The following is a 21,054-nucleotide window of genomic DNA, read 5'->3' as shown; positions in this document are numbered from 1 at the left end:
CACCTTCTTTCATTACGCATTCGAAGGTGCAAGGTCCGCTACGACTTGTCGGATTTGATGAATCCGTTCATCTCGTACCACTCTCGATACAGCGGGCATCTGAAAGATGGCCATGTCTTTAAATGTAGCAGCGACATGCTCATTTTCTTCTTCGAGACGGAAGAGCGCATCTGAAAACAGACGTTGCGTCGACCGTCCGAACAAGACGATGGTATGTAGTTTCGTACATTTCGAATGAACCGCTAAAAGATGTTTGACGTAGCGTTGCACCGTTTTATAATAATCTTCGTTTGTTGAGATGAGTTGACGGTTGCCACGAAGAAGTTCTGGATAATAGGATTCTTCGCCCGTGAACATGGTCTCGACTCCGATTCGTTTCAAGTAAGCATGTCCGATTGCTTCGGCGACGGTTTGGTCCTGGATGAGACGCCCAAACGGTATGGACTCTTTTAAGAGCACATGTGAAAGCTTTAACCCGAGATGTCCACCGAGAGGCACGCCGAAATCATCGTCTTGCAGTCGATCCATGACAAGTAATACTTTCATCTTGCGTTTTAAAGAGAGTTGAACCATGTGTCACCATCCTGTTCCCTTTCTTTTCATTATAACAAAGTCAAACGAAAAACAGGGCGCACAATGTCGCCCTGCTCTCCTTAGTTATTCCCATTGTTTGAATTATTGTTTCCACGATTCGTGTCTGACGATTCACCATTGGATTGTCCCTCTAACGGAGTTCCTGAATCATCTCCGTCAGTTGGTTCGTCTGTACCTTCGCCAGAACCTTCATCCGTAGCCGGTTCATCAGGAGTTTGTTCGTCGGTGGTATCTTCGCCGTTTCCGTCTCCGTTACCATTCCCGTTCCCGTTATCATTCCCGTTCCCGTTATTTTCGTCTGATGGTTCATCTTCGGAATTCCCCTCATCAGTAGGGTTTTCCTCTTCTTCCGTCGGTTCCTCTTTCGGTTCAATCGAATAGCTCGCTTGTGCCGGTGCCGATTGCTGTTCTCCCGTCAACGGGTTCGACGCATTTGCGACAATAGTAAACGTTGTGTCTCCTTCGGCCAAGTTTGCAATATTCACACTCGTCTCCCCGGTCGTTCCGACGACTTGCTCACTTCCATCGGCTGACTTTTGTGTCACCGTGAACGTGATATCCGTATAACCATCGGCTTGTGCACCATCGAAATCGTATGACCATGAGACAGAACCGGTTTGACCTTCTTCATCGTAGTTAACACTTGCCCCAGTCGGAGCAACCAACTTCTCAGGTTGAAGATCTTTTGGTTTTGTTCCTTTTACATAAAGCTCATTACCAAGTGACAAGACTGAGTCTGGACGTTGGAATCGATCCGGTTGTCCCGTCGCATTCGTCACTTGTTGCATCATATACTCGAAATAGTATTGGGCATAGTCAGGATCGAACGAAGCGACTGTCGAATCTTTCGTTTTTCCCGTCCATACTGAGATCGAGTAATCCGTAGAATAACCAGTAAACCATTTATCTTTCGGATTTGTAGAGTTAGGCTCGTTCGTCGTACCCGTTTTACCTGCTACGTCCCATGGGAATGCGCCAGGTACATAAGTTCCACCTTCAGCACTCACAACATCACGAAGCATGTCTGTCAACATATACGCTGTATAATCTTCCATCGCTTGCTTGGCTTTAATCGGTGAATTAATACTTGAACCATCATTGAATTCAATTTTTTGAATCAAGTGCGGTTTTGTATACATCCCATTCGCACCAAGTGTTGCATAAGCTGCAGCCATCTGTGTCGTGCTCGCTTCTGCCGTACCTAAAGCATTAGATTCGTTGAGTTCATCGCCAGAATATGAAGGTTCGATTCCTACATTTTTAACGAACGATTCGATTGCTTCTTGTCCATACTCATCCCGCACTTCTTGGAAAGCACGAACTGCTGGCGTGTTCGCTGAAATTTTCAAGTATTGGCGCATCGTATTTGGTCCACGGAAACCTGAATAATAGTTATTCGGACTATATGTGCCATCTAATTTAGCGTCAAGCAACACTTTACCTGTCGACCACTGCCCATTTTCAATTCCAGGACCATAATCGAAAAATGGTTTAGCTGTCGATCCGATTTGATACTTCTCATTTGAGTAGTCACGATATGTGGTATCACCTTGCTTCGCCTGTTGACTGTCTACGATAGCGACAATTTCACCGGTCTTTGTATTCAAGACGGTTGCACCCATTCGTAAATCTTCAGGGAAACTACTTGTTTGTAAATTAACATTATTCGATTTAATATCACTGTTGATTTTTGTGTGTAACTCTTTGTTGATTGACGTATAAACTTTCAAACCAGTCCCGTAAATATCTGACTGTTCAAGACCATAGTCCTCTTCTAACTCATTCAATACACGAGAGTAAATCGCACGTGTGAACGCTTCTTCTTCCGTCTCTTCACCTGGTGAGATGACGTCAGCAATGGCAACATCGAGTGCCTCATTGTATTGTTCCTCAGAAATATGTCCGTCACGTTTCATTGCGGACAAGACTTGCTCTTGACGGTAGCGAGTCAACTCCTGATCACCATTGATTGGATCATAGGCACTTGGACGTTGCGGGAGACCTGCGAGAATCGCGGCCTCTTGATAATTGACCTCAGAGACCGGCTTATTGAAGTAACGTTTCGATGCGGTTTGCACACCGTATCCGCCACTACCGTAATAGTTTTTGTTCAAGTACATCTCTAAAATCTGTTCTTTCGTATACTCACGCTCGAGTTTGAGTGCGAGCCATTGTTCTTGAAGCTTACGTTTCAACTTCTTATCTGTCGAAAGGAACGACTGCTTGACCAATTGTTGTGTGATGGTCGATCCACCTTCTGCACCGAAACCCTCTGTCAAGTTGGCAACGACGGCTCCGCCGATTCGACGTAAGTCAATCCCGTTATGCTCATAGAAACGACGGTCTTCAATGGACACGACCGCTTGTTGCATCACTTCAGAGATGTCGTCGATGGAGACATACTCTCGAATCTGACCCGCCCCTTCGAGCGGTTCTCCTTCAGCCGAAAGCAACTGAATCGGATACGTATCGACAAGTTTGTCTTCATCTAGTTCTGGTGCCGTCGCAATGGCATATACCGTATATGCGCCGAATGCGATTACCGCAGCAATAAATAACATGAAACCTAATAAAAAGATGCGTTTCCACATCGGTTTCTTACTTTTCGTCTTTGGTTGTTTCCCAGTTTTTTTGCGTTTATTCGTCGTCGAATCTTGTCGACGTGCGACCCTACTTCGCTCCATTCATGGTTCACTCCTTCTATTCAATCGAGCCATTGATCGAGCACCGTCAAATAATCAATCGACGGCAAGGCTCTCGTCGGAACTTCAATCGCTTCCTTTTCGATAAAGCTGAGCGGAATCGATTTGCGCCCCGTTAACCGTTGTTCCCACCACTGAACAAGTTGCTCGGTGGTCAATACATATTGCGTATTATAGCGACTAAAGCGGATGATGACAAAACAAATCCCTCCATGACGTTCACACTCACGCATGTGGGCGATTTGGTGGTCATGAAAATTGCCGAGCGGAAACGATGTCTTATTATTCGTTTCTTTCGCTTCAAAGTCAATGTACCTACCACGATAAACACCGTTGTAATCGGTCGTAGATGCCTGTTTGAAATAGGCTTCCGTTACTTTGGCGGCACTTCGCTTCGGATAGTCGACTTTGACGATTTGGAGAGGGGTTGGTTTTTTGTGGATGACGGCTCGTTGATGAATCCGATAAAACTCATTCGTTTCATTTAACAGCGTCTCCAAGTTCATTCCGCGATTCGCATAGGTTTGAGAATTCGATGATTGCTTCGAAATTCCTTCCCCCTTTGTTGTCTTTGTCACGTTTGCCTTTTTACCGTTTGGATAATGGAACAATGTCGTCACCCCATACATACATATTAACAGGTCGGTCCACTCGTTCCTTCCGTCTCAGGTCTGATTGTCGACTTCTGTCGGTCGACACTTGTGTGGAATTACCGCAACACATATCGTACCAAACTCCCGTATGTTAAACTAGTATGTAAGCGATTGTGTATCCAAATTGAAAAGCTCTCGTTATGTATGATTCGATTGCTTTTCTATGATAATAGCACTTCTACTGTTTATCCAAGATGACACACCGATAAACCTCATTGATGTCATTCTAAAAAAAATGTGCAATATCTGTGCAATAGATTGACCAAATTATCATTTGGAAATAAAATAGGGTGCTTAAAGACGTTACTGTTAAGCCGTTTTGGAGGGATTGGATGGAAAGTGGAAAGAAGTATGTCATGTTCGTCGACGAAACAGGCACACCGAAGGGAAATACGCAATTTAACTTGACTGGCGTGCTGATGGAATATAAGTACTCAATCGATGCAGACGAGACTGGATTACCGTGTGAATTGAAACGACGTCTTCAGGCGTTCAAACGAGATGTGTTCAAAACGGAGCATATCCCACTTCATTTAAAAGAAATTTTAAAAGCGGAACATCCTTACGGAAAAGAAGATGGGATCACGATTGATATGTTGCGCGACTTTTGGGATAAACTCCCTGAATTTTTGCGAGGAATCGACTGTACAATCGTCAGTGTCGAGGTCGATAAACAAAAGCTTCATGACTTTTATTCGACGCCAAAAGATCCGTATGTCGTCGCATTCGCTCACCTGATGAAGTCATTCTATGCGTTTTTAGAAGAAACAGAGGCAGTAAGTGCCCGTGTCGTCCTAGAATCCCGAGACGATTATCAGAACTTACTGATTCAAAAAGCATTCTTTGATATTTTCAACTCAGGTACCGTTCATTTAGACGTCGAAAAGAGCCGTCAAAAAATTAAAGGCTTCATCTTCTCTGAGAAGCAGAACACGATGTATCAATCTGGCTTAGAAATCGCTGACCTCGTCTGTCTGCCACTTTCTCGCGTTCGTCGTGGCGTGATTGAAGTGAAACCACGGTTCGTCCATTATGGGGACGAGAACCGAATCTTTAAAGCCATTAAGGACAAAATTTACATCCGTAAAGAAAGTCCGGACCAAGATTTCCGAAACTGGGGCTTCAAAAAAGTGCCAATCACGAAAAAACGTCGCGAATGGAGCGACCATCCTTGGAATCATTAAGCAAAAACGCATCGACACATTGCGTGTCGATGCGTTTTTTATGTGGTGACTTTCTGTGACTTCATTCGTTTCTTTCCTTCTCGGCACATATGCAACAGTGGGCATGCCTCACAGCCTGGGCGTTGTGCCTTGCAATGATATCGTCCGAAGAAGATGAATTGATGATGAAGTTGTGACCATTCCTCGCGTGGAAACTTTTTCATTAATGTATCCTCGACTTGTCGAACATTGTCTTTCCAGCGACAAATACCGAGACGCTTGGAAACTCGTTCCACATGTGTGTCAACCGCAAACGCCGGTTCATGGAATGCAACAGAAAGGACGACGTTTGCTGTTTTACGACCGACTCCGGGGAGCGCCTCTAATGATGCTCGGTCAGAAGGGACAATCCCCCCATGCTCGTTCACAATTTTTTCTGAGAGTGCTTTTACATTCTTCGCTTTGTTACGGTACAGACCAATCCGTTTAATCAATGCCTCAATCTCAGACACGTCAGCCGCAGCCATCGCCTCGACAGTCGGAAACGCTTCAAACAATCCTGGTGTCACCTTGTTGACGAGCGCATCCGTCGCTTGTGCGGAGAGCGCGACCGCGACGACCAATTCAAAGGGATTTTGATGCGTCAACTCGCAATGAGCGTCTGGGAACATCTGCTTCATCGTATCTGACACTTCCTGTAATTGTGCTCGCGTCAACATCACTTATTCCTCCGTTGATATTCCACGAGATCCTCGAGCGATTCGACATGATGGTCTTGCCAAACGCGCAGGATTTTGTCCATGTATTTGAAGTTTCGCACGTTTCGAAGTTTCGCTTCACGAAGTGCGGCCATGATGAGTTCTTCGCTGAAGCCATCTTCCGTCATCCAGCCGACAATTTGTTCAATCTCGAACGGGGTGATCGTTCCAAATTCCCGCTCAAACGTATGAATGATATTCTCATTCAGTGTCTGCTGTGGCGCAACTTTCTCTTCCCCTTGTAACGCTTCGAAAAGTGGCAATAGGCTATATCGCTCGCCATCACTTGAAGCGTCAATCGCGATCAACTCTTTTTGCAACAGACCAAGTAGCACTGAGCGCGCCTCATTTTCTGAAACATTCAATCGTTTCCCTAGCTCACTCGGGAGCGGCATGACGATGCCTTCTCCAGTCATTTCTAGAAGATGGACGATCAGACTGAACTCGACGGGTGACAAATCGAGGCGTCTCGCATCGGTGAACAGCTTTCGTGGAATGACGACCGGACTTTGCTCGAATAATTGAATCAATTGATGTGCATCCATGTCGCACTTCCTTTCTAAGACACATTAATCGGGGAAGACACCATGTCCTCCCCGATTAATCGTTAAGGGTGAATTCGGTTTAAAAGACGTGGGAACGGAATCGCTTCACGGATGTGCTCGATTCCACTGATCCATGCGACCGTACGCTCGAGACCAAGTCCGAAACCAGAGTGTGGGACCGAACCGTATTGACGAAGTTCAAGGTACCAATCATACGCATCCGTTTCGTCGAGACCTTCCTTGATGATCTCTTCTTTTAGACGATCGTAGTCGTCCTCACGTTGAGATCCCCCGATGATTTCACCATATCCTTCTGGTGCAATCAAGTCCGCACACAGAACAAGTTCTGGATTATCAGGGTCTACTTTCATGTAGAACGGTTTGATTTCTTTTGGCCAATGCGTGATGAATACCGGCTGATCATGTGCGTTGGCAATCGCCGTCTCGTGCGGTGCACCGAAATCATCACCGTATTCGATGTCGTCGAATCCTTCTGCCTTCAAGAACTTGATGGCATCTTCGTAACGAACACGAGGGAACGGCGCTTGTACTTGTGCCAATTTCTCAAGGTCACGTCCAAGCAGTTCCAGTTCATTTTTACAGTTCGCAAGTGCTGCCTGTGCAATGTATGCGACGTATTGCTCTTGAATCTCAAGGTTCATGTCATGATCGACGAATGCCATCTCCGGCTCAATCATCCAGAACTCAATCAAGTGGCGACGTGTTTTTGATTTCTCCGCACGGAACGTTGGACCGAACGAGAATACTTTTCCGAGGGCCATCGCCGCTGCTTCCATATACAATTGACCCGTCTGAGAAAGGTAGGCTGATTGACCGAAATAATCTGTTTCGAACAATTCTGTCGTCCCTTCCGGAGCACTGCTCGTAAGGATTGGCGGATCGATTTTGACAAATCCTTCTTTGTTGAAGAATTCATATGTCGCACGAATGATTTCGTTACGAACTTTCATAATCGCGTGTTGGCGACGTGAACGGAGCCATAAGTGACGGTTGTCCATCAAGAATTCCGTTCCGTGTTCTTTCGGTGTGATTGGATAATCAATCGATTCCGCAATCACTTCTAAATCTGTCACTTCCAATTCAAATCCGAGTGGTGTACGCCCGCCATCAGATTTGACATTCCCTGTGACCCAAACCGAAGTTTCTTGAGTAATCCCTTTGGCTAACGTAAATAACTCTTCCGCCACGTCAGCTTTTACAACGACTGCTTGAGCAAAACCGCTTCCATCACGTAATTGAAGGAAAGCAATCTTACCACTTGAACGTTTATTGGCAATCCAGGCCCCTACACGGACCGATTGGCCTTCATAATCTTTAAATTGGTTAATCGAAATAGTTGTCATATTCTTTTCCATCCTTTCGCTTATCGAGCGTGCTCCGTAACGAATTCTTCTACTCGATCGAGCGCTTCTAATACGCGTTTTAATTCAGTTGCATAGGATAATCGTACGTAATCGTCTTGTCCGAAGCCCGAACCAGGCACAAGTGCCACGTTTGCTTCTTCAAGAACAGCTTCACACCAAGCATCGACGGTGTCATAGCCACTTTCTGTGGCCGCGACCTTCGCATTGGCATATAAGTAAAATGCACCTTGTGGCTTCAAACAAGTGATGCCAGGGATTTTGACGAGACGGTCGTAGACGATTTCAAGTCGTTCCTCGAACGATTGACGCATCATTTCCACATCTTCTTGTGGTCCATTGTACGCTTCTACCGCAGCCGCTTGTGCGACAGATGTCGGGTTTGATGTCGAGTGTGAGGCCAAGTTCGTCATCGCGCCGATGATTTTTGCATCACCAACGGCATACCCGATTCGCCAACCTGTCATCGCGTGAGATTTCGAGACCCCATTGATGATGATTGTCCGCTCACGCATATTCGGAAGGGTCGCAATCGATACGAACGACGCATCACCGTAAATCAATTTTTCATAAATTTCATCGCTAACGACGAGAAGATTGTGTCGAAGAACGACATCGGCGAGTGCCTGTAGCTCCTCTTTCGTATAAATCATTCCCGTCGGATTAGATGGGCTGTTCAAAATGACGGCCTTTGTACGAGCTGTAATCGCATTCTCGAGTTGCGTTGGCGTCAATTTAAATGACGTCTCTTCATTCGTGTCGACCAAGACAGGTTCCCCGTCCGCTAATTTGATTTGTTCCGGGTAACTGACCCAGTATGGGGCTGGGACAATCACTTCGTCCCCTTCATCTAAAATAGCTTGGAACAGAGCGTATAGGGCATGTTTCGCACCTGAAGCAACCATCACCTCGTTGCGTTCGAACGACAATCCACTATCGCGTTTCGTCTTTTCAATGATGGCATCCTTCAACGCGACTGTCCCGCCAGATGGCGTGTATTTTGTGTCTCCATCTCGAGCGGCTTGACAAGCAGCGTCGATGATTCGTTCTGGTGTGTTGAAATCAGGTTCACCCGCGCCGAGACCAATGACATCTTTACCTGAAGCTTTGAGTGCCTTTGCCTTAGCTGTAATCGCCAAAGTAGTCGATGGCGTGAGTTGCTTTACACGTTTCGCTAATAGATGTTCCATCATAATCCCCCTCTAATTCATTACATTTGATCGGTCAATTGGACCCGTCGAATAAATTCTCCGGTCTGAAGCGTATAGTACGAATACGTATAAGACGCATCCGCTTTCGTGACCACTTCGATGAGTGCCCGTTCGTCAAAACCAACCTTACAGCTGACCAGTTGTCCGCCTGTCTCCTCAACCGACTTCGAACAGACGTCAGTAGCGTCCACTTCACCGATTTCTCGTTGCTCGATCTCCAGCTTTTTATCCAATGGGACAAACCAAATGGACTTCCCGTCTACTTCTGGGAAGACGACATATGCCTCTGTCCCATTGAACAGTTCTCCCTGACCCACTCTCGCGTCTGGAGATTCTTCAGTCAATCGTACCATCGCCGTTTCGACGAGCTTTTCTTTTTGATTCTCTGTATGACCGATGGTGAATCGATACATCACGCTAAAGACAAGGACGACACCAATCAGTGCCGCCAGTAATGAGACGATCCATTTTGCCTTTCTGGTCATTCTGTACGATAGATGGTGAAGACCATCTCTTCCTTCTTCGGATCATTCACTTTCTTCTCAAGTGACAAACCGAACATTAAATCCTGACTCTTTAAGGTCCGATTCAATAAGTCGACAATTTTGTAGACGTCCGCAGTCGGTTCGATGCGCACGCTCGCCAGCGTCTCAATATTCGAGTTCATATTGACTCCTCCTCCAAAAACACTATACGTATCATTATAAAACGATAATATCGTGATGCCTAGCGTTATCTGTCATTTCGTGCCACAGACTTTTCCTTCTCGTCTAAGAACAACTCTAACTCGGATAACGACGTTTCAAGCGTTCCTTCAATCCGGTCAACTTTAGGCAAGCTGTTGATGAACTGTTTGCCGTAACGCGTCGTCTCCACACGCCGGTCGAACACGAAGACGGCACCATAATCCCCTTTCGATCGAATCAATCGACCGACACCTTGTTTGAAGCGAATGACCGCTTGGGGCAAGGATAACTCAAAGAACGGTGATTTCCCCATCGCTTCAATTTTCTCAGAACGAGCTTGCATGATGGGCTGGTCGGGCGGTGCGAAGGGAAGTCTTACAATGACAAGGCATGTCAACGCATCCCCCGGAATATCGACACCTTCCCAAAAGCTAGCTGTTCCAAAGAGAATCGACTGTTCCATCCGTTTGAACTGTTTCGTCAAGCGGCTACGTGAGCCACCGCTCACACCTTGTGCGAGAAGTGTATAAGACGGGTCAAGATGGTCTTTGACTTGTTCATAAGTGAGTCGAAGCAATTCGTTCGATGTGAACAAGACGAGCATCCTTCCTTTCGTCACGTTCGCGATTTGGACAATTGACTGGGCTGTCTGATCGACGAACTGAGGGAGCGGCACTTCATTGATCAACGGGAAGTCCGACGGTACAAACAGTTTGGCCTGTTCTTTGAAGTTGAATGGCGACGGTAAGACGACTCTTCGGACCGGTTCTCCTTCTAATCCGAGGCGTCGTTCCATAAAGCTGAACTTCCCTGAGACCGTCATCGTCGCTGATGTTAAGATTGTCGGTCGCTTCTTAAACAGACGTTCATGCAACAGCGGTCCGATTTCGACCGGTTGGGTGTACACCGAGGTTAATTTCCGATTTCCTAAATTCAGTTCGACCCAGCTGACCGCATCATCGTCACGCGTCAGCATCGTCTCATAGATGACACTCTCGAGTTCGCGCACGTCTCCAATCAACGTTTTTAAGTCACCAAGAAGTGCGCGTTGTTTGAATGTCATATGTTCTTTACGTTCATCGAGCAGTCGATGGAGATGTCGGAGTGACGTCCGCAACGTTCGCAGTTTGTCCTCGAGTCGATTGGCCACTTCTCGAATTGGTCTAAACGTTGCCCCTTCCCGTTCGAAACGAACCGTTTGTCGAGGTTCTTTTTTCTTACCTAACGATTGAAGGGACGTCAGAAGATCTTCGAGTTCTTCTTCGACCCGAGCGAGGGCAGAATCGATCTGTTGACTGAATGCCTCAGCCTCTTCGGTTACTGATGTCAAATCGGCTAACTGGATGATGCGAGAATGGAATTTGCCATCCGCTCCGTAGCCGAACCATTTGAAGAGACGGTCAAATTGAATCGCATCAAATGTCACACCGAAATGATGCGAGGCCACTTCCTCGACTTGATGGGCCTCATCTAATACGAGGGGCGTGTCCGTCGGTAAAATGCCTGCCTGATGCTGTAAATCCGAGAACAGTAAAGCATGATTGGTCACAATCAGGTCCGCTTCTTTCGAGCGCAACACGGCTTTCGTGAAAAAGTCACGGCTATACCATGGGTCGAATCGACCAAAATCATTAGAAGCATCTGCTTGAATCAAACGCTTGAACGAAGCAGGACCTTGTGTCGCAGATCCCGGGAATGAGAGTTCCTCTAAATCCCCGGTCTCGGTTTCTGTGAGCCAGACGAGTACCATCGCTTTACACATCGATGCCAAAAGACCGTCATTTGATTCGTCGAGCACCATCTCGAACTTACGCAAATCGATATAATTGCGTCTCCCTTTCAACAACGTGAATTCGATCTCAGGAAAAATCTGACGAAGAACAGGTAAGTCTCGATTTAACAACTGTTCTTGCAATTGAATGGTATGCGTACTAATGACGACCGGACGTTTCGTCTCGAGGGCATGGTGTGCACTCGGAATCAAGTACGCAAGCGTCTTACCCGTTCCCGTACCCGCCTCGACTAATAATGTTTCCTCATCGTCTAACGCTTTATAGACGTGACGCATCATTTCGAATTGACTCTGTCTCGGTTCAAACTGATCAAACAGTGAAGGGAGCGTCTCTTCGATCGTCCGCAAAAGGAACGGCTCGAACGGTTCACGTTCTGTCGTCGGGACGAAGGCATCCACCGGTCGCCTTAACGCAATTTTGCGGTGGATATCAAAACGTGTTTCGTCGTCTGGACGAATCCCGACCTCAAGGATCATCTCATCGAGTAACGGTTCGATATGACTCGTCCATGACTCAGATAACTCTCGAAGTCGTTTCAGCGTCACCATCGGTAAATCGCGTAAACGATCGAGCATCCGGATGAAGAGCTCGGCTGTCGCCTCTGCGTCACTGAGTGCCCGATGTGCGTCTGTATGTACGAGGTCAAACGTATCCGATAGCGCTTCTAACGCATGGCTCTCTAAAGTCGGATACAAGATACGAGCCAATTCGACAGTATCAATGGCTCTCCCTTGAAACGCAAGATAACCCGCTTGTTCAAGACTCTCATTTAAAAAAGTTAAATCAAATGCGACGTTATGCGCGACAAACACCCGTCCATCTAGCATTTTCCAAATGTCGGGAATCACATCTTCAAATGTAGGTGCGTCACTTACATCTTCGTCACTAATCGTTGTCAATTGCGTAATAAAAGGTGGGATTGGTCGACTCGGTCGAATCAAAGTGCTGTAGCGCTCTATCACTTCACCCTCTTGTACGACGACCGCCGCAAACTCAATCAATTCATCTCCGGACTTAACGGAATGACCCGTAGTCTCTAAATCCACAATCACATACGTGTCCATAACATCCATCCCATCTTTGGCACGCTCGTGCTTTCTGTCTGTCTCATCTTACCATAGAACGAATAACGAAAAAACGGGGATGCCTCTGCCGACATCCCCGAATCCTTTACAAAATTGTATGAGCAATCTCTTCGTAAAGAAGTTGATCGACCTCATTTTGTTCGTTCAACACAGCTACTTTCGGACGATGCGTTTTTGCCTCTTCCGCTGTCATTTGACCGTAAGCCATGATGATGACAACATCACCGACCTGGAAATGACGTGCTGCCGCTCCGTTCAAACAAATCACGCCTGAACCGCGTTCCCCTTTGATGACATACGTTTCGATGCGAGCACCATTATGGTTGTTCGTAATGTGTACATGTTCATTCTCCATGATACCCACCGCATCCATCAAATCCTCATCGATTGTAATCGAACCGACGTAGTGTAAGTTTGCTTCTGTCACTGTTGCTTTATGAAGCTTTGCGTGCATAAATGTACGAATCATTGGATTCATCCCTTCTTCCAAATCACATTATCAATCAATCGGGCCCGTTCAAACTGAATGGCCACCGCTAACAAGAGTTCGGTCGAGTCGCTCGAGACGGCACCGAGCGTCGGGTAATCGACAAGCTCGACGTAATCGATTTGACTGTTCGGAATCTCGTTCAAACGTTCAGTCAGCTGTCGTTTTACTTCATCAACTTGTTGACCTGTATCGAGTGCTTCTCGCGCCATCGTCAATGCGCTGAAAATCCGACTCGCCTCTACCGTTTCGACATCTGACAAATAGACGTTTCGAGAAGATTTGGCTAGTCCTGTCTCCTCACGAATAATCGGGCAGCGTCGAATCTCGACTGGAACGAAATAATCTCGGACGTATCCTTCGATGAGTGCCACTTGTTGAGCATCCTTCAGACCGAAATAAGCACGTGTCGGTTGAACAAGGTTAAATAATTTTGAAACGATTGTCAACACACCATCAAAATGACCGGGACGACTCGCCCCACATAATACGTCCGCCCCGTGACGGACGGTCACACGCGCCATGTCAAGTGGATACATCGTCTCCGTCGTCGGATAGAACAAGACATCGACTCCCGCATCACGTGCCAACTTCTCATCCCGTTCAAAGTCGCGGGGGTAACGGTCGAGGTCTTCATTCGGTCCGAACTGTGTCGGATTGACAAAAATACTCATGACAACGACGTCATTTTCCCGTCGCGCGTTTTCAACGAGGCTCATATGTCCTTCATGCAAATATCCCATCGTGGGCACGAACCCAATCGTTTGATTCGTTGGTAAAGCACTACGTAATTCTTCGACGGTCGATACAATCTTCATCATTTTCCTCCATACAACGAGTCGAGTAACGACTCATCCATTGTGAACGTATGACGTTCTTGTGGGAAGTGACCGTTCTTCGTCTCTTCGACATAAGAGCGGATGGCATCCGTCGCCACTTCATTCACGTCTGCATACGCTTGGACAAATTTAGGGAGACGGTCCACCCCATATTTCAATACGTCATGATAGACGAGCACTTGGCCGTCGACATCTGCACCTGCACCGATTCCGATGACAGGAATCGTCAATTCTTCTGCGATCCGTTTTGCCAATTGGTGAGGGACACACTCAAGGACGAGCATCTTCGCGCCAGCACGTTCCGCAGCCAAGCTATCTTGAAGGAGTGTCTCGGCAGCCTCTAGGGACTTCCCTTGTACTTTATATCCTTCTAGGACGCCAACCGATTGAGGGGTCAACCCTAGATGGGCGACACATGGCATGCCGACTTGTGTCAAGCGGTCAATCGTATGAAGCACGTCACCGGCCCCTTCTAGTTTGATGGCATCCGCACGACCTTCTTGGAATAAGCGCGATGCTGCCTGTAACGTTCGATCGAAGTCTCCGTGATATGACGCAAACGGCATATCTACCACAACGAACGTATGTTGTGCTCCTCGGCGTACGGCTTTCGAATGATGAAGCATGTCCTCCATCGTCACCGGAATCGTCGAATCATAACCAAGTACGACCATCCCAAGTGAATCACCTACTAAGATCAAATCGACACCGGCCGATTCGGCAAGTTTGGCTGACGGATAATCATATGCCGTCAACATGACGAGCTTTTCTTGCTCGTTCATTTTTTTTAACAATGTAGTCATCGTGTGCATCTGTTTCTCCTCCTTAACGTGGAGACAGGAAAGAATAAACGCCCTCTTACACAGATGGCAAGAAGGCGCACGAAAAACAAATTCATGGTTTTCATGAGTTAGTGTCCTTCTGTCCCTGTCATAATGATCAAGGCAGACAACTGAATGTGACAGTCTGCAAGCGCGGTACACTTCAAGAATTGATAGCGTCCGACACATTAAGTATAGTCGATGGTCTCGCTTTCATCAATCATTCCACACTGCAATCTCAGCAGAATAGACCGGTTCGACCGTTCCATCCACTTCGAGTAGCAGTGCCCCTTCCTCCGAGATGCCTCGCATGACACCTGTTCGCGATGTCCGGGACACACTCAAGGTGATCGACTCATTTAAATAGGCGGCATGTTTCATCCAGTTCAAGCGAACCGGTGCAAATCCTACGTCAAGGAATCGGTCGTATTCGGTCTCGAGTTCTGCCAATAGTTCTGCCAATAACTCACTGCGATGATACCTCGTCCCGGTCTCTAAATAAAGGGAGGTCGCCCGGTGCGCCAACTCAGTCGGAATGTCATCGCCGTTGACATTCATTCCGAACCCTAAAATGACGGCTTGAATGCGGTCCCCTTCCGTTTGCATTTCCGTCAAAATGCCTCCGATTTTCTTGCCATTTAACAGTAAATCGTTAGGCCATTTGATTGTCACGTCAAGGTCCCGCGCATTCAACGCTTTCGCAAACGCACTTGCCGCCATCAAGGTCAGCTTTGATGCGTCGCGAATGGGTAATTCCGGTCTTAAAATCACACTTGCCGCGATATTGACGTGCTTCGGATTGTGCCAGTTACGACCGAGTTGTCCGCGACCGGCCGTCTGTTCCTCGCTCATGACGAGCGTCCCCTCTGGCACGTGTTGTTGCGCCAGCTCATGGGCGATTCGTTGTGTCGTGTCGATTTGGTCAAACGCATGGACGATTTGACCGAACCGTCCCTTCCGATATGACGCAAACGCTGGTTCATCGAATCGGTCACTTTGCTCAAGCAATTGGTATCCTTTTCTTGGGATCGTATGAATCGCATAACCGTCTTGCTTAAGCGTTTCGATATGTTTCCAAATAGCGGTACGTGAAATATTTAATTGACGGGCCAATTCTTGGCCACTCCATACTTCACCATCTTGTAATAGCGTCAGAACACGCCCGCGCGTTGAAGCCATCGTTTCGCCTCCTCTTTCAATACTGTCTCATGGTTCGGTAACTCGTTTAAGATGACGCGTCGTTCGAGGTCGGCTAACAGATGCTTGATCGCTTCCCCTCGTGCCCCGAGCGCTAAGGCGTCCCGGCCGTCAAATTTCAACTCTTTTCGAGACGTCATCGGGAGCGACTGTTTCAGTTCACGGCTACGGTCTTTCTCCCCGTTCATCCGGAAATAAGTGGAGAGCGTCTGTTCATCCGTCGAATAAATCCTCATCCGGTCAAGTCCCTTCTCACAGAGCAGTGCAAGCGTACGCGCCTCCCGTTTGATCGCGTTCGACCGTTTCCATGGCGATAGCCAGCTGTCATCCTGTGCATGATAGAGAAAGAGTGCCCATCCGCTGACCGCGTTCACAGGTGTCCGAGCGTCCTCTTGGACACGCTGCATCAGTTCGGTCGTCACGTTCGGTAAATAGCGATGAATGCCTAGCTCGACCATTTCACCTAGCGCTTTCTTGTATGCAGGTCCCGTCAACAGTTTCTCAAATTCGATCGCGATACGCTCCATCGCAATTTGTTCGAGCTTATGACCGAGCCCGCTCGCTGCTTCCCGCAACTCGTCATGTAAGGTGAAGTCGAGTTGTGACATGAAGCGAAGCGCACGCATGATGCGTAGCGCGTCCTCTCCGAATCGTTCAAACGGACTGCCGACTGTTCGGATGATTCGTTCTTCTAAATCATGTTGACCACCGAATAAATCGACCACTCGTCCATCATGGAACGCCATCGCGTTCATCGTGAAGTCCCTTCGTAATAAATCCTCTTCAAGCGATACCCCGAGTGCGACATGGTCCGGTCGTCTCGAATCCGAATACGATCCTTCCGAACGGAACGTCGTCACTTCGAACGGATGGTGGTCAATAATGACCGTGACGGTCCCATGTTCGATACCGGTCGGAACCGACTTCGGGAACAGCGCCATCACCTCTTCCGGGAAGAGGGACGTCGCCAAATCGATATCATCGGGCAGACTCCCGAGCACATAATCCCGAACAGCACCACCGACGATATACGCCTCGCCACCATGCTGTTCGATCGTGTCGATGATTTGTTTTGCGTATTCCCATTCCGTCATGATGTCACCACCTGTTCATACAAGCGTTCATATTCGGTCACGATATCTTGTGAGGCGAAGCGCCGAGATTTCATCAATCCGTTTTGTCGGAACCGTTCTCGAAGCTCACGATCGGTCAAGAGCCGCTCCATCGCAGAGGCGGCCTGGCTCGCATCCCCTTTAGGAACGACGAAACCATCCTCACCGTCCGTGATCACTTCCGGCAGCCCACCCGCATCGCTCACGACAGAGGGCACACCCGTCGCCATCGCCTCGAGCGCCACGAGACCGAACGCCTCCTTGTCTGATAACAGGACGTGAACGTCGCTGATTGCAAGAAGTGCGGCGACTTGTTCTTGTTTCCCGGCAAAGATGACCTGCTCTTCAAGCCCCATCTCCGTCACGAGTCGACGCATCGCACCCATAAGCGGACCATCTCCGACGAGCAATAGTTTCTTATTCGGCACATCCATCTGATCGAACGCCTCCAGGACGAGGTCGACGCGTTTGACAGGACGGAAGTTTGAAATGTGGATGGCGACCCGGTCCTCATCCGACAAGCCGTACCGTTCCCGTAATGTCGGGTCGAATTGAGGCGTATACACCGATTCATCGATGAAGTTATGGATGACTTGGATCGGCAAATCACTGGCAATCCGCTCTTCTGTCTCCCGTTTCAAACTATGAGAGACCGCCGTGATCGCGTTCGATTGACGCAGCCCGTATAGAATGGCCGGTTTCAGTTCCTCGTCCTCACCGAGTACGGTGATATCGGTACCATGTAACGTCGACACGATCGGGGTCTTCACACCCGCCATCTCACGACCAAGCGCAGCACAAACGGCATGCGGTACGGCATAGTGTGCATGGATGACATCGAGACCGAACGATTGGATGACACTCGCAATCTTCGCTGACAATGTCATATCATACGGCGGATAACGAAAGACGGAATATTGATTGATTTCGACTTGATGGAACGTAATATTTGGGTGATAGGCGTTCAAACGAAACGGCATGCTGCTCGTGATAAAATGGACATCATGCCCACGGTCCGCAAGCTTCATCCCGAGCTCTGTCGCTAAAATCCCAGAGCCTCCGACAGATGGATAACAAAGAATCCCAATCCGATACGTCATGCGAGTTCACCTGCCTGTTTTACGACATATGGTCGAACGCGCTTCAACCCTTCCGCATAGGCGACTCCAATCAAGCTCCCAAAATGGCGTTCACGGGCGATGACCCGTTCCACATATGCATCGGTGAGCGGTGTCTTTACTCCATCGACCGGAGTGAACTGACTCGCGTAACATTGAAGCGCCCGTGTCTTCACTTCGATCGTGTCACTAATATCCACGCACACATCCGGTTCGACGTGAGCATTGATCATATATTGGTACACACTTTCAGGACGATATGCCTCGAGTTCGGGTAAGTACTTTCGGATCCCGGCATTAAACAGCGCCTCTGTCACGAGATGGGCGCAGGCTGCATGGTCAGGATGACGGTCGACCTCATATGGATAGAGCAAGTGGGTTGGGCGCTCACGGCGAATCAAGGAGACGATTGCCTCGAGCTGCTCTTCTCCCCCGTCAATCCCACGGTCTTTAAATCCTAGATTGATTCGACGGACACCAAGCACGTCATCAGCCGCACTTGCCTCCTGTCGTCTCGTTTCTACATCACCATTTGAAGAAAGTTCCGCTCTCGTCAAATCGACGTATACGACCTCAGTCTTCTCTTTCGTCCATTGGGCGGTCATGCCGGCGATCCCGATTTCGATATCGTCCGGATGTGCCCCGATGGCTACTACTTTCATCTACATCACCTCTTCTTTGAAAAGTATAGCCGACTCGTTTCTGAATGTCATATGTTCAGGGTAGTCAATCGAACTGTTTTTCGAGTACTCTATCTAAGGGGAGGTGAACCTGATGACGGTACAATTACCGATTCGTGTTCGAAATATTATTTTTATCTTAATAGGTTCTTTTATTTTTGCATTCGGCGTTTATCACTTCAACGTCCAAAATAATTTGGCCGAGGGTGGGTTCACCGGGATCACATTGATTCTCCGCGGACTATTTGATATCTCACCTTCTGTCACGAACTTGGCACTAAACATCCCGCTCTTTTTCATGAGTTACAAGTTGTTAGGTCGCACGACCTTCATCTATACGCTCATCGGGACGTTTTCCTTTTCACTTTGGTACGCACTCATCGCCAAGTATTCGACGCTCGTCATCGACTTGACAGATGACATGGTGCTCGCAAGTCTGTTCGCCGGGCTCTTCATCGGGGTCGGTCTTGGCATCATCTTCAACAATGGCGGGACGACGGGCGGCGTCGATATCATCGCACGACTCGTACAACGCTATTTCGGATGGTCGATTGGGAAGACGTTTCTCATCTTTGACTTCTTTGTCATCGTCCTCAGTTTGACATACCTCGACATTCGTGAGGCGATGTACACGCTTCTCGCCGTCTATATCGGGGCACGCGTCATCGACTCGATGCAAGAAGGAACGTATGCCGGTAAAGCGGCGATGATCATCAGTGACCACCGCACTGCTATCGCCGACGGTATTCATGCGACGATGAACCGCGGCACGACCCGACTGCTCGCGAAAGGCGGTTATTCGAACCGAGAACTCGAGGTCTTATATGTCGTCGTCGGCCGTAACGAAGTGAACCGTTTGAAGACAATCGTCAAACAAATCGACCCGCATGCGTTCGTCACGTTCCATCACGTGTATGAAGTCGGAGGCGAAGGGTTTACGTTCGATGAAAATCGGATGCCTTTGAAATAAGCAAAAAAATCGCCTCGTTCACAGGGATGAACGGGCGATTTTTTATGGTTCGATGTGGAGCACCTCGACTTGAATCGTACCTCCCGGCGTTTCGATTTGAATTGTTTGACCAATTGTCGCACCCATCAAACGACGACCGAGTGGCGATGTCACGGATATGCTTCCTCGTTCTATATCCGCTTCTGCCTCACTCACGATTCGATAGCGCTCGGTCTCTTCTTGTTGCATTTCCCGAATCACGACCTGATTTCCGAACGTCACGACTTCCGAACGTTCCGATATAACGATGATCGCGTCATCAAGGAGGTGATTCAGTTCTAAAATATCCGCCTCGATCCGTTCATATTCATGTACCGCTTCACGATAGGTAACGTCTTCACGGAAATCACAAAATTTTCGAGCCGTCCTTATCCGTTCACGCGCATCCGTTCGCTCTTTTTTTAGCCTCACAAGTCGATTTGTCAATTGGTGATGACCTGTATCTGTCAGTTGCGGTTTCATTGACAACAATTCCTTTCGTCAAAAAATTAAAAAATCCCGCCTACCGACGGGATTCCATTCAATCCTATTCATCACGCGGCATAAAGACGATGAGTGCCAAGCGAATAAGTTCGGCAACCGCAACGAGCGTTGCAGCGACGTAAGTCCAAGCCGCGGCATTCAACACTTTCCGTGCACCTGTCTCTTCTGTCGCCGTCACGATTCCGTGAGACGTCAATTGCGCCATCGCTCGTTTCGATGCATCGAACTCGACCGGTAACGTGATCAACTGGAACACGACCGCCCCGAGCATCATGATGACACCGAGTTGAGCCAACCCGAGTGCCCCGAATAAGAATCCTCCGAGCAACAATGGGAACGACAAGTTCGACGTGATGTTGACGACCGGAACAAGGCTGTGGCGGACGCGCATCATCTTATAGTCTGTCGCATCTTGAATGACGTGACCGATCTCGTGCGCAGCAATCGCGGCAGACGAGATTGTCGACCCTTGATACACTTCGCGAGACAAACGAACGACTTTATTGACCGGGTCATAGTGGTCGCTCATGAGTCCGTCGACCATTTCGATTCTCACGTTGTGCACACCGTTTTGTTTCATGATGAAATCAGCGACTTGTGCACCTGTGACACCGCTTTGGAGCGGTTGTTTCAAAAACTGCTTATACGTACTTTTCACTCGCATCTGGGCCCATAGGGGGATGAGCATGATCAGTGCAAGATAGAAAATATAGCCACCTAATGACATTTTCTATTT

Annotated in this window: 21 protein-coding genes; 2 read left to right on the top strand and 19 right to left on the bottom strand. The window is 48.1% G+C overall.

What is annotated here, in order from left to right; all coding sequences use genetic code 11:
* Positions 1-12: 12 nt before the first annotated feature.
* From ACFO4U_RS03010 to recU, 3 genes are all read right to left on the bottom strand, one after another.
* Complete coding sequence (locus tag ACFO4U_RS03010; RefSeq protein ID WP_159562151.1) at positions 13-573, bottom strand: hypothetical protein; 561 nt, start codon at positions 571-573, stop codon at positions 13-15.
* Positions 574-653: 80 nt separating this feature from the next.
* Positions 654-3,278: a transglycosylase domain-containing protein gene (locus tag ACFO4U_RS03005; RefSeq protein ID WP_214691019.1), complete on the bottom strand. Its 2,625-nt coding sequence runs from the start codon at positions 3,276-3,278 to the stop codon at positions 654-656.
* A 20-nt stretch (positions 3,279-3,298) separates the two neighbouring features.
* Positions 3,299-3,925 (bottom strand): Holliday junction resolvase RecU, encoded by a 627-nt coding sequence (gene recU, locus ACFO4U_RS03000; RefSeq protein ID WP_015881499.1) that lies wholly within the window; start codon positions 3,923-3,925, stop codon positions 3,299-3,301.
* A 356-nt stretch (positions 3,926-4,281) separates the two neighbouring features.
* Between recU and ACFO4U_RS02995 the strand changes: the two genes are divergently transcribed.
* A complete protein-coding gene (locus ACFO4U_RS02995; protein WP_035387865.1) occupies positions 4,282-5,133 on the top strand; it encodes a DUF3800 domain-containing protein in 852 nt (283 codons plus the stop codon).
* Positions 5,134-5,171: 38 nt separating this feature from the next.
* Here the strand turns inward: ACFO4U_RS02995 and nth are convergent, their stop codons facing one another.
* The 14 genes from nth to bshB1 all read right to left on the bottom strand — a co-directional run bounded on the left by nth (position 5,172) and on the right by bshB1 (position 18,808).
* Positions 5,172-5,831 carry an endonuclease III gene (gene nth, locus ACFO4U_RS02990; RefSeq protein ID WP_074037165.1) on the bottom strand — a complete coding sequence of 220 codons (660 nt, stop codon included), beginning with the start codon at positions 5,829-5,831 and terminating at the stop codon, positions 5,172-5,174.
* Positions 5,831-6,415, bottom strand: coding sequence for a DnaD domain-containing protein (locus tag ACFO4U_RS02985; protein WP_215244024.1), 585 nt, complete (start codon positions 6,413-6,415; stop codon positions 5,831-5,833). The genes nth and ACFO4U_RS02985 overlap by 1 nt, the downstream gene beginning before the upstream one ends.
* Before the next feature lie 62 nt (positions 6,416-6,477).
* Positions 6,478-7,779 carry an asparagine--tRNA ligase gene (asnS, locus tag ACFO4U_RS02980; RefSeq protein ID WP_215244025.1) on the bottom strand — a complete coding sequence of 434 codons (1,302 nt, stop codon included), beginning with the start codon at positions 7,777-7,779 and terminating at the stop codon, positions 6,478-6,480.
* Between the two features lie 20 nt (positions 7,780-7,799).
* Positions 7,800-8,987 carry a pyridoxal phosphate-dependent aminotransferase gene (locus ACFO4U_RS02975; protein ID WP_074037167.1) on the bottom strand — a complete coding sequence of 396 codons (1,188 nt, stop codon included), beginning with the start codon at positions 8,985-8,987 and terminating at the stop codon, positions 7,800-7,802.
* 20 nt (positions 8,988-9,007) lie between these two features.
* Positions 9,008-9,493, bottom strand: a complete 486-nt coding sequence (locus ACFO4U_RS02970; protein ID WP_074037168.1) for a hypothetical protein — start codon at positions 9,491-9,493, stop codon at positions 9,008-9,010.
* Positions 9,490-9,675 carry a YpmA family protein gene (locus ACFO4U_RS02965; protein WP_015881492.1) on the bottom strand — a complete coding sequence of 62 codons (186 nt, stop codon included), beginning with the start codon at positions 9,673-9,675 and terminating at the stop codon, positions 9,490-9,492. Before ACFO4U_RS02965 ends, ACFO4U_RS02970 begins: the two co-directional genes overlap by 4 nt.
* Before the next feature lie 65 nt (positions 9,676-9,740).
* Positions 9,741-12,551, bottom strand: coding sequence for an ATP-dependent DNA helicase DinG (gene dinG, locus ACFO4U_RS02960; protein ID WP_215244026.1), 2,811 nt, complete (start codon positions 12,549-12,551; stop codon positions 9,741-9,743).
* Positions 12,552-12,657: 106 nt separating this feature from the next.
* Positions 12,658-13,041: an aspartate 1-decarboxylase gene (panD, locus tag ACFO4U_RS02955; RefSeq protein ID WP_015881490.1), complete on the bottom strand. Its 384-nt coding sequence runs from the start codon at positions 13,039-13,041 to the stop codon at positions 12,658-12,660.
* A gap of 5 nt (positions 13,042-13,046) precedes the next feature.
* On the bottom strand, positions 13,047-13,877 hold the full coding sequence (panC, locus tag ACFO4U_RS02950; RefSeq protein ID WP_215244027.1) for a pantoate--beta-alanine ligase: 831 nt from the start codon (positions 13,875-13,877) through the stop codon (positions 13,047-13,049).
* Positions 13,877-14,710, bottom strand: coding sequence for a 3-methyl-2-oxobutanoate hydroxymethyltransferase (gene panB / locus ACFO4U_RS02945; protein ID WP_215244028.1), 834 nt, complete (start codon positions 14,708-14,710; stop codon positions 13,877-13,879). Before panB ends, panC begins: the two co-directional genes overlap by 1 nt.
* Before the next feature lie 225 nt (positions 14,711-14,935).
* Positions 14,936-15,898: a biotin--[acetyl-CoA-carboxylase] ligase gene (locus ACFO4U_RS02940; RefSeq protein WP_074037172.1), complete on the bottom strand. Its 963-nt coding sequence runs from the start codon at positions 15,896-15,898 to the stop codon at positions 14,936-14,938.
* On the bottom strand, positions 15,871-17,010 hold the full coding sequence (locus ACFO4U_RS02935; RefSeq protein ID WP_215244029.1) for a CCA tRNA nucleotidyltransferase: 1,140 nt from the start codon (positions 17,008-17,010) through the stop codon (positions 15,871-15,873). The genes ACFO4U_RS02940 and ACFO4U_RS02935 overlap by 28 nt, the downstream gene beginning before the upstream one ends.
* On the bottom strand, positions 17,007-18,128 hold the full coding sequence (gene bshA / locus ACFO4U_RS02930; RefSeq protein ID WP_215244030.1) for an N-acetyl-alpha-D-glucosaminyl L-malate synthase BshA: 1,122 nt from the start codon (positions 18,126-18,128) through the stop codon (positions 17,007-17,009). Before bshA ends, ACFO4U_RS02935 begins: the two co-directional genes overlap by 4 nt.
* Positions 18,125-18,808, bottom strand: a complete 684-nt coding sequence (gene bshB1 / locus ACFO4U_RS02925) for a bacillithiol biosynthesis deacetylase BshB1 (RefSeq protein WP_015881484.1) — start codon at positions 18,806-18,808, stop codon at positions 18,125-18,127. Before bshB1 ends, bshA begins: the two co-directional genes overlap by 4 nt.
* Before the next feature lie 112 nt (positions 18,809-18,920).
* Here bshB1 and ACFO4U_RS02920 point away from each other — a divergent pair, with 112 nt between their 5' ends.
* Positions 18,921-19,796 carry a YitT family protein gene (locus ACFO4U_RS02920; protein WP_026826157.1) on the top strand — a complete coding sequence of 292 codons (876 nt, stop codon included), beginning with the start codon at positions 18,921-18,923 and terminating at the stop codon, positions 19,794-19,796.
* Between the two features lie 42 nt (positions 19,797-19,838).
* Here ACFO4U_RS02920 and ACFO4U_RS02915 read toward each other — a convergent pair whose 3' ends face one another.
* On the bottom strand, positions 19,839-20,297 hold the full coding sequence (locus ACFO4U_RS02915; RefSeq protein ID WP_215244031.1) for a GreA/GreB family elongation factor: 459 nt from the start codon (positions 20,295-20,297) through the stop codon (positions 19,839-19,841).
* A 64-nt stretch (positions 20,298-20,361) separates the two neighbouring features.
* Complete coding sequence (locus tag ACFO4U_RS02910) at positions 20,362-21,045, bottom strand: zinc metallopeptidase (protein WP_074037177.1); 684 nt, start codon at positions 21,043-21,045, stop codon at positions 20,362-20,364.
* Between the last annotated feature and the right edge of the window lie 9 nt (positions 21,046-21,054).

This window comes from Exiguobacterium profundum (assembly GCF_042652865.1).
In the GTDB taxonomy this organism is placed as follows: Bacteria; Bacillota; Bacilli; order Exiguobacteriales; family Exiguobacteriaceae; genus Exiguobacterium; species Exiguobacterium profundum.
The sequence above is the reverse complement of the archived record's forward strand: the minus strand, read 5'-3'. Positions and strand labels throughout refer to the sequence as shown.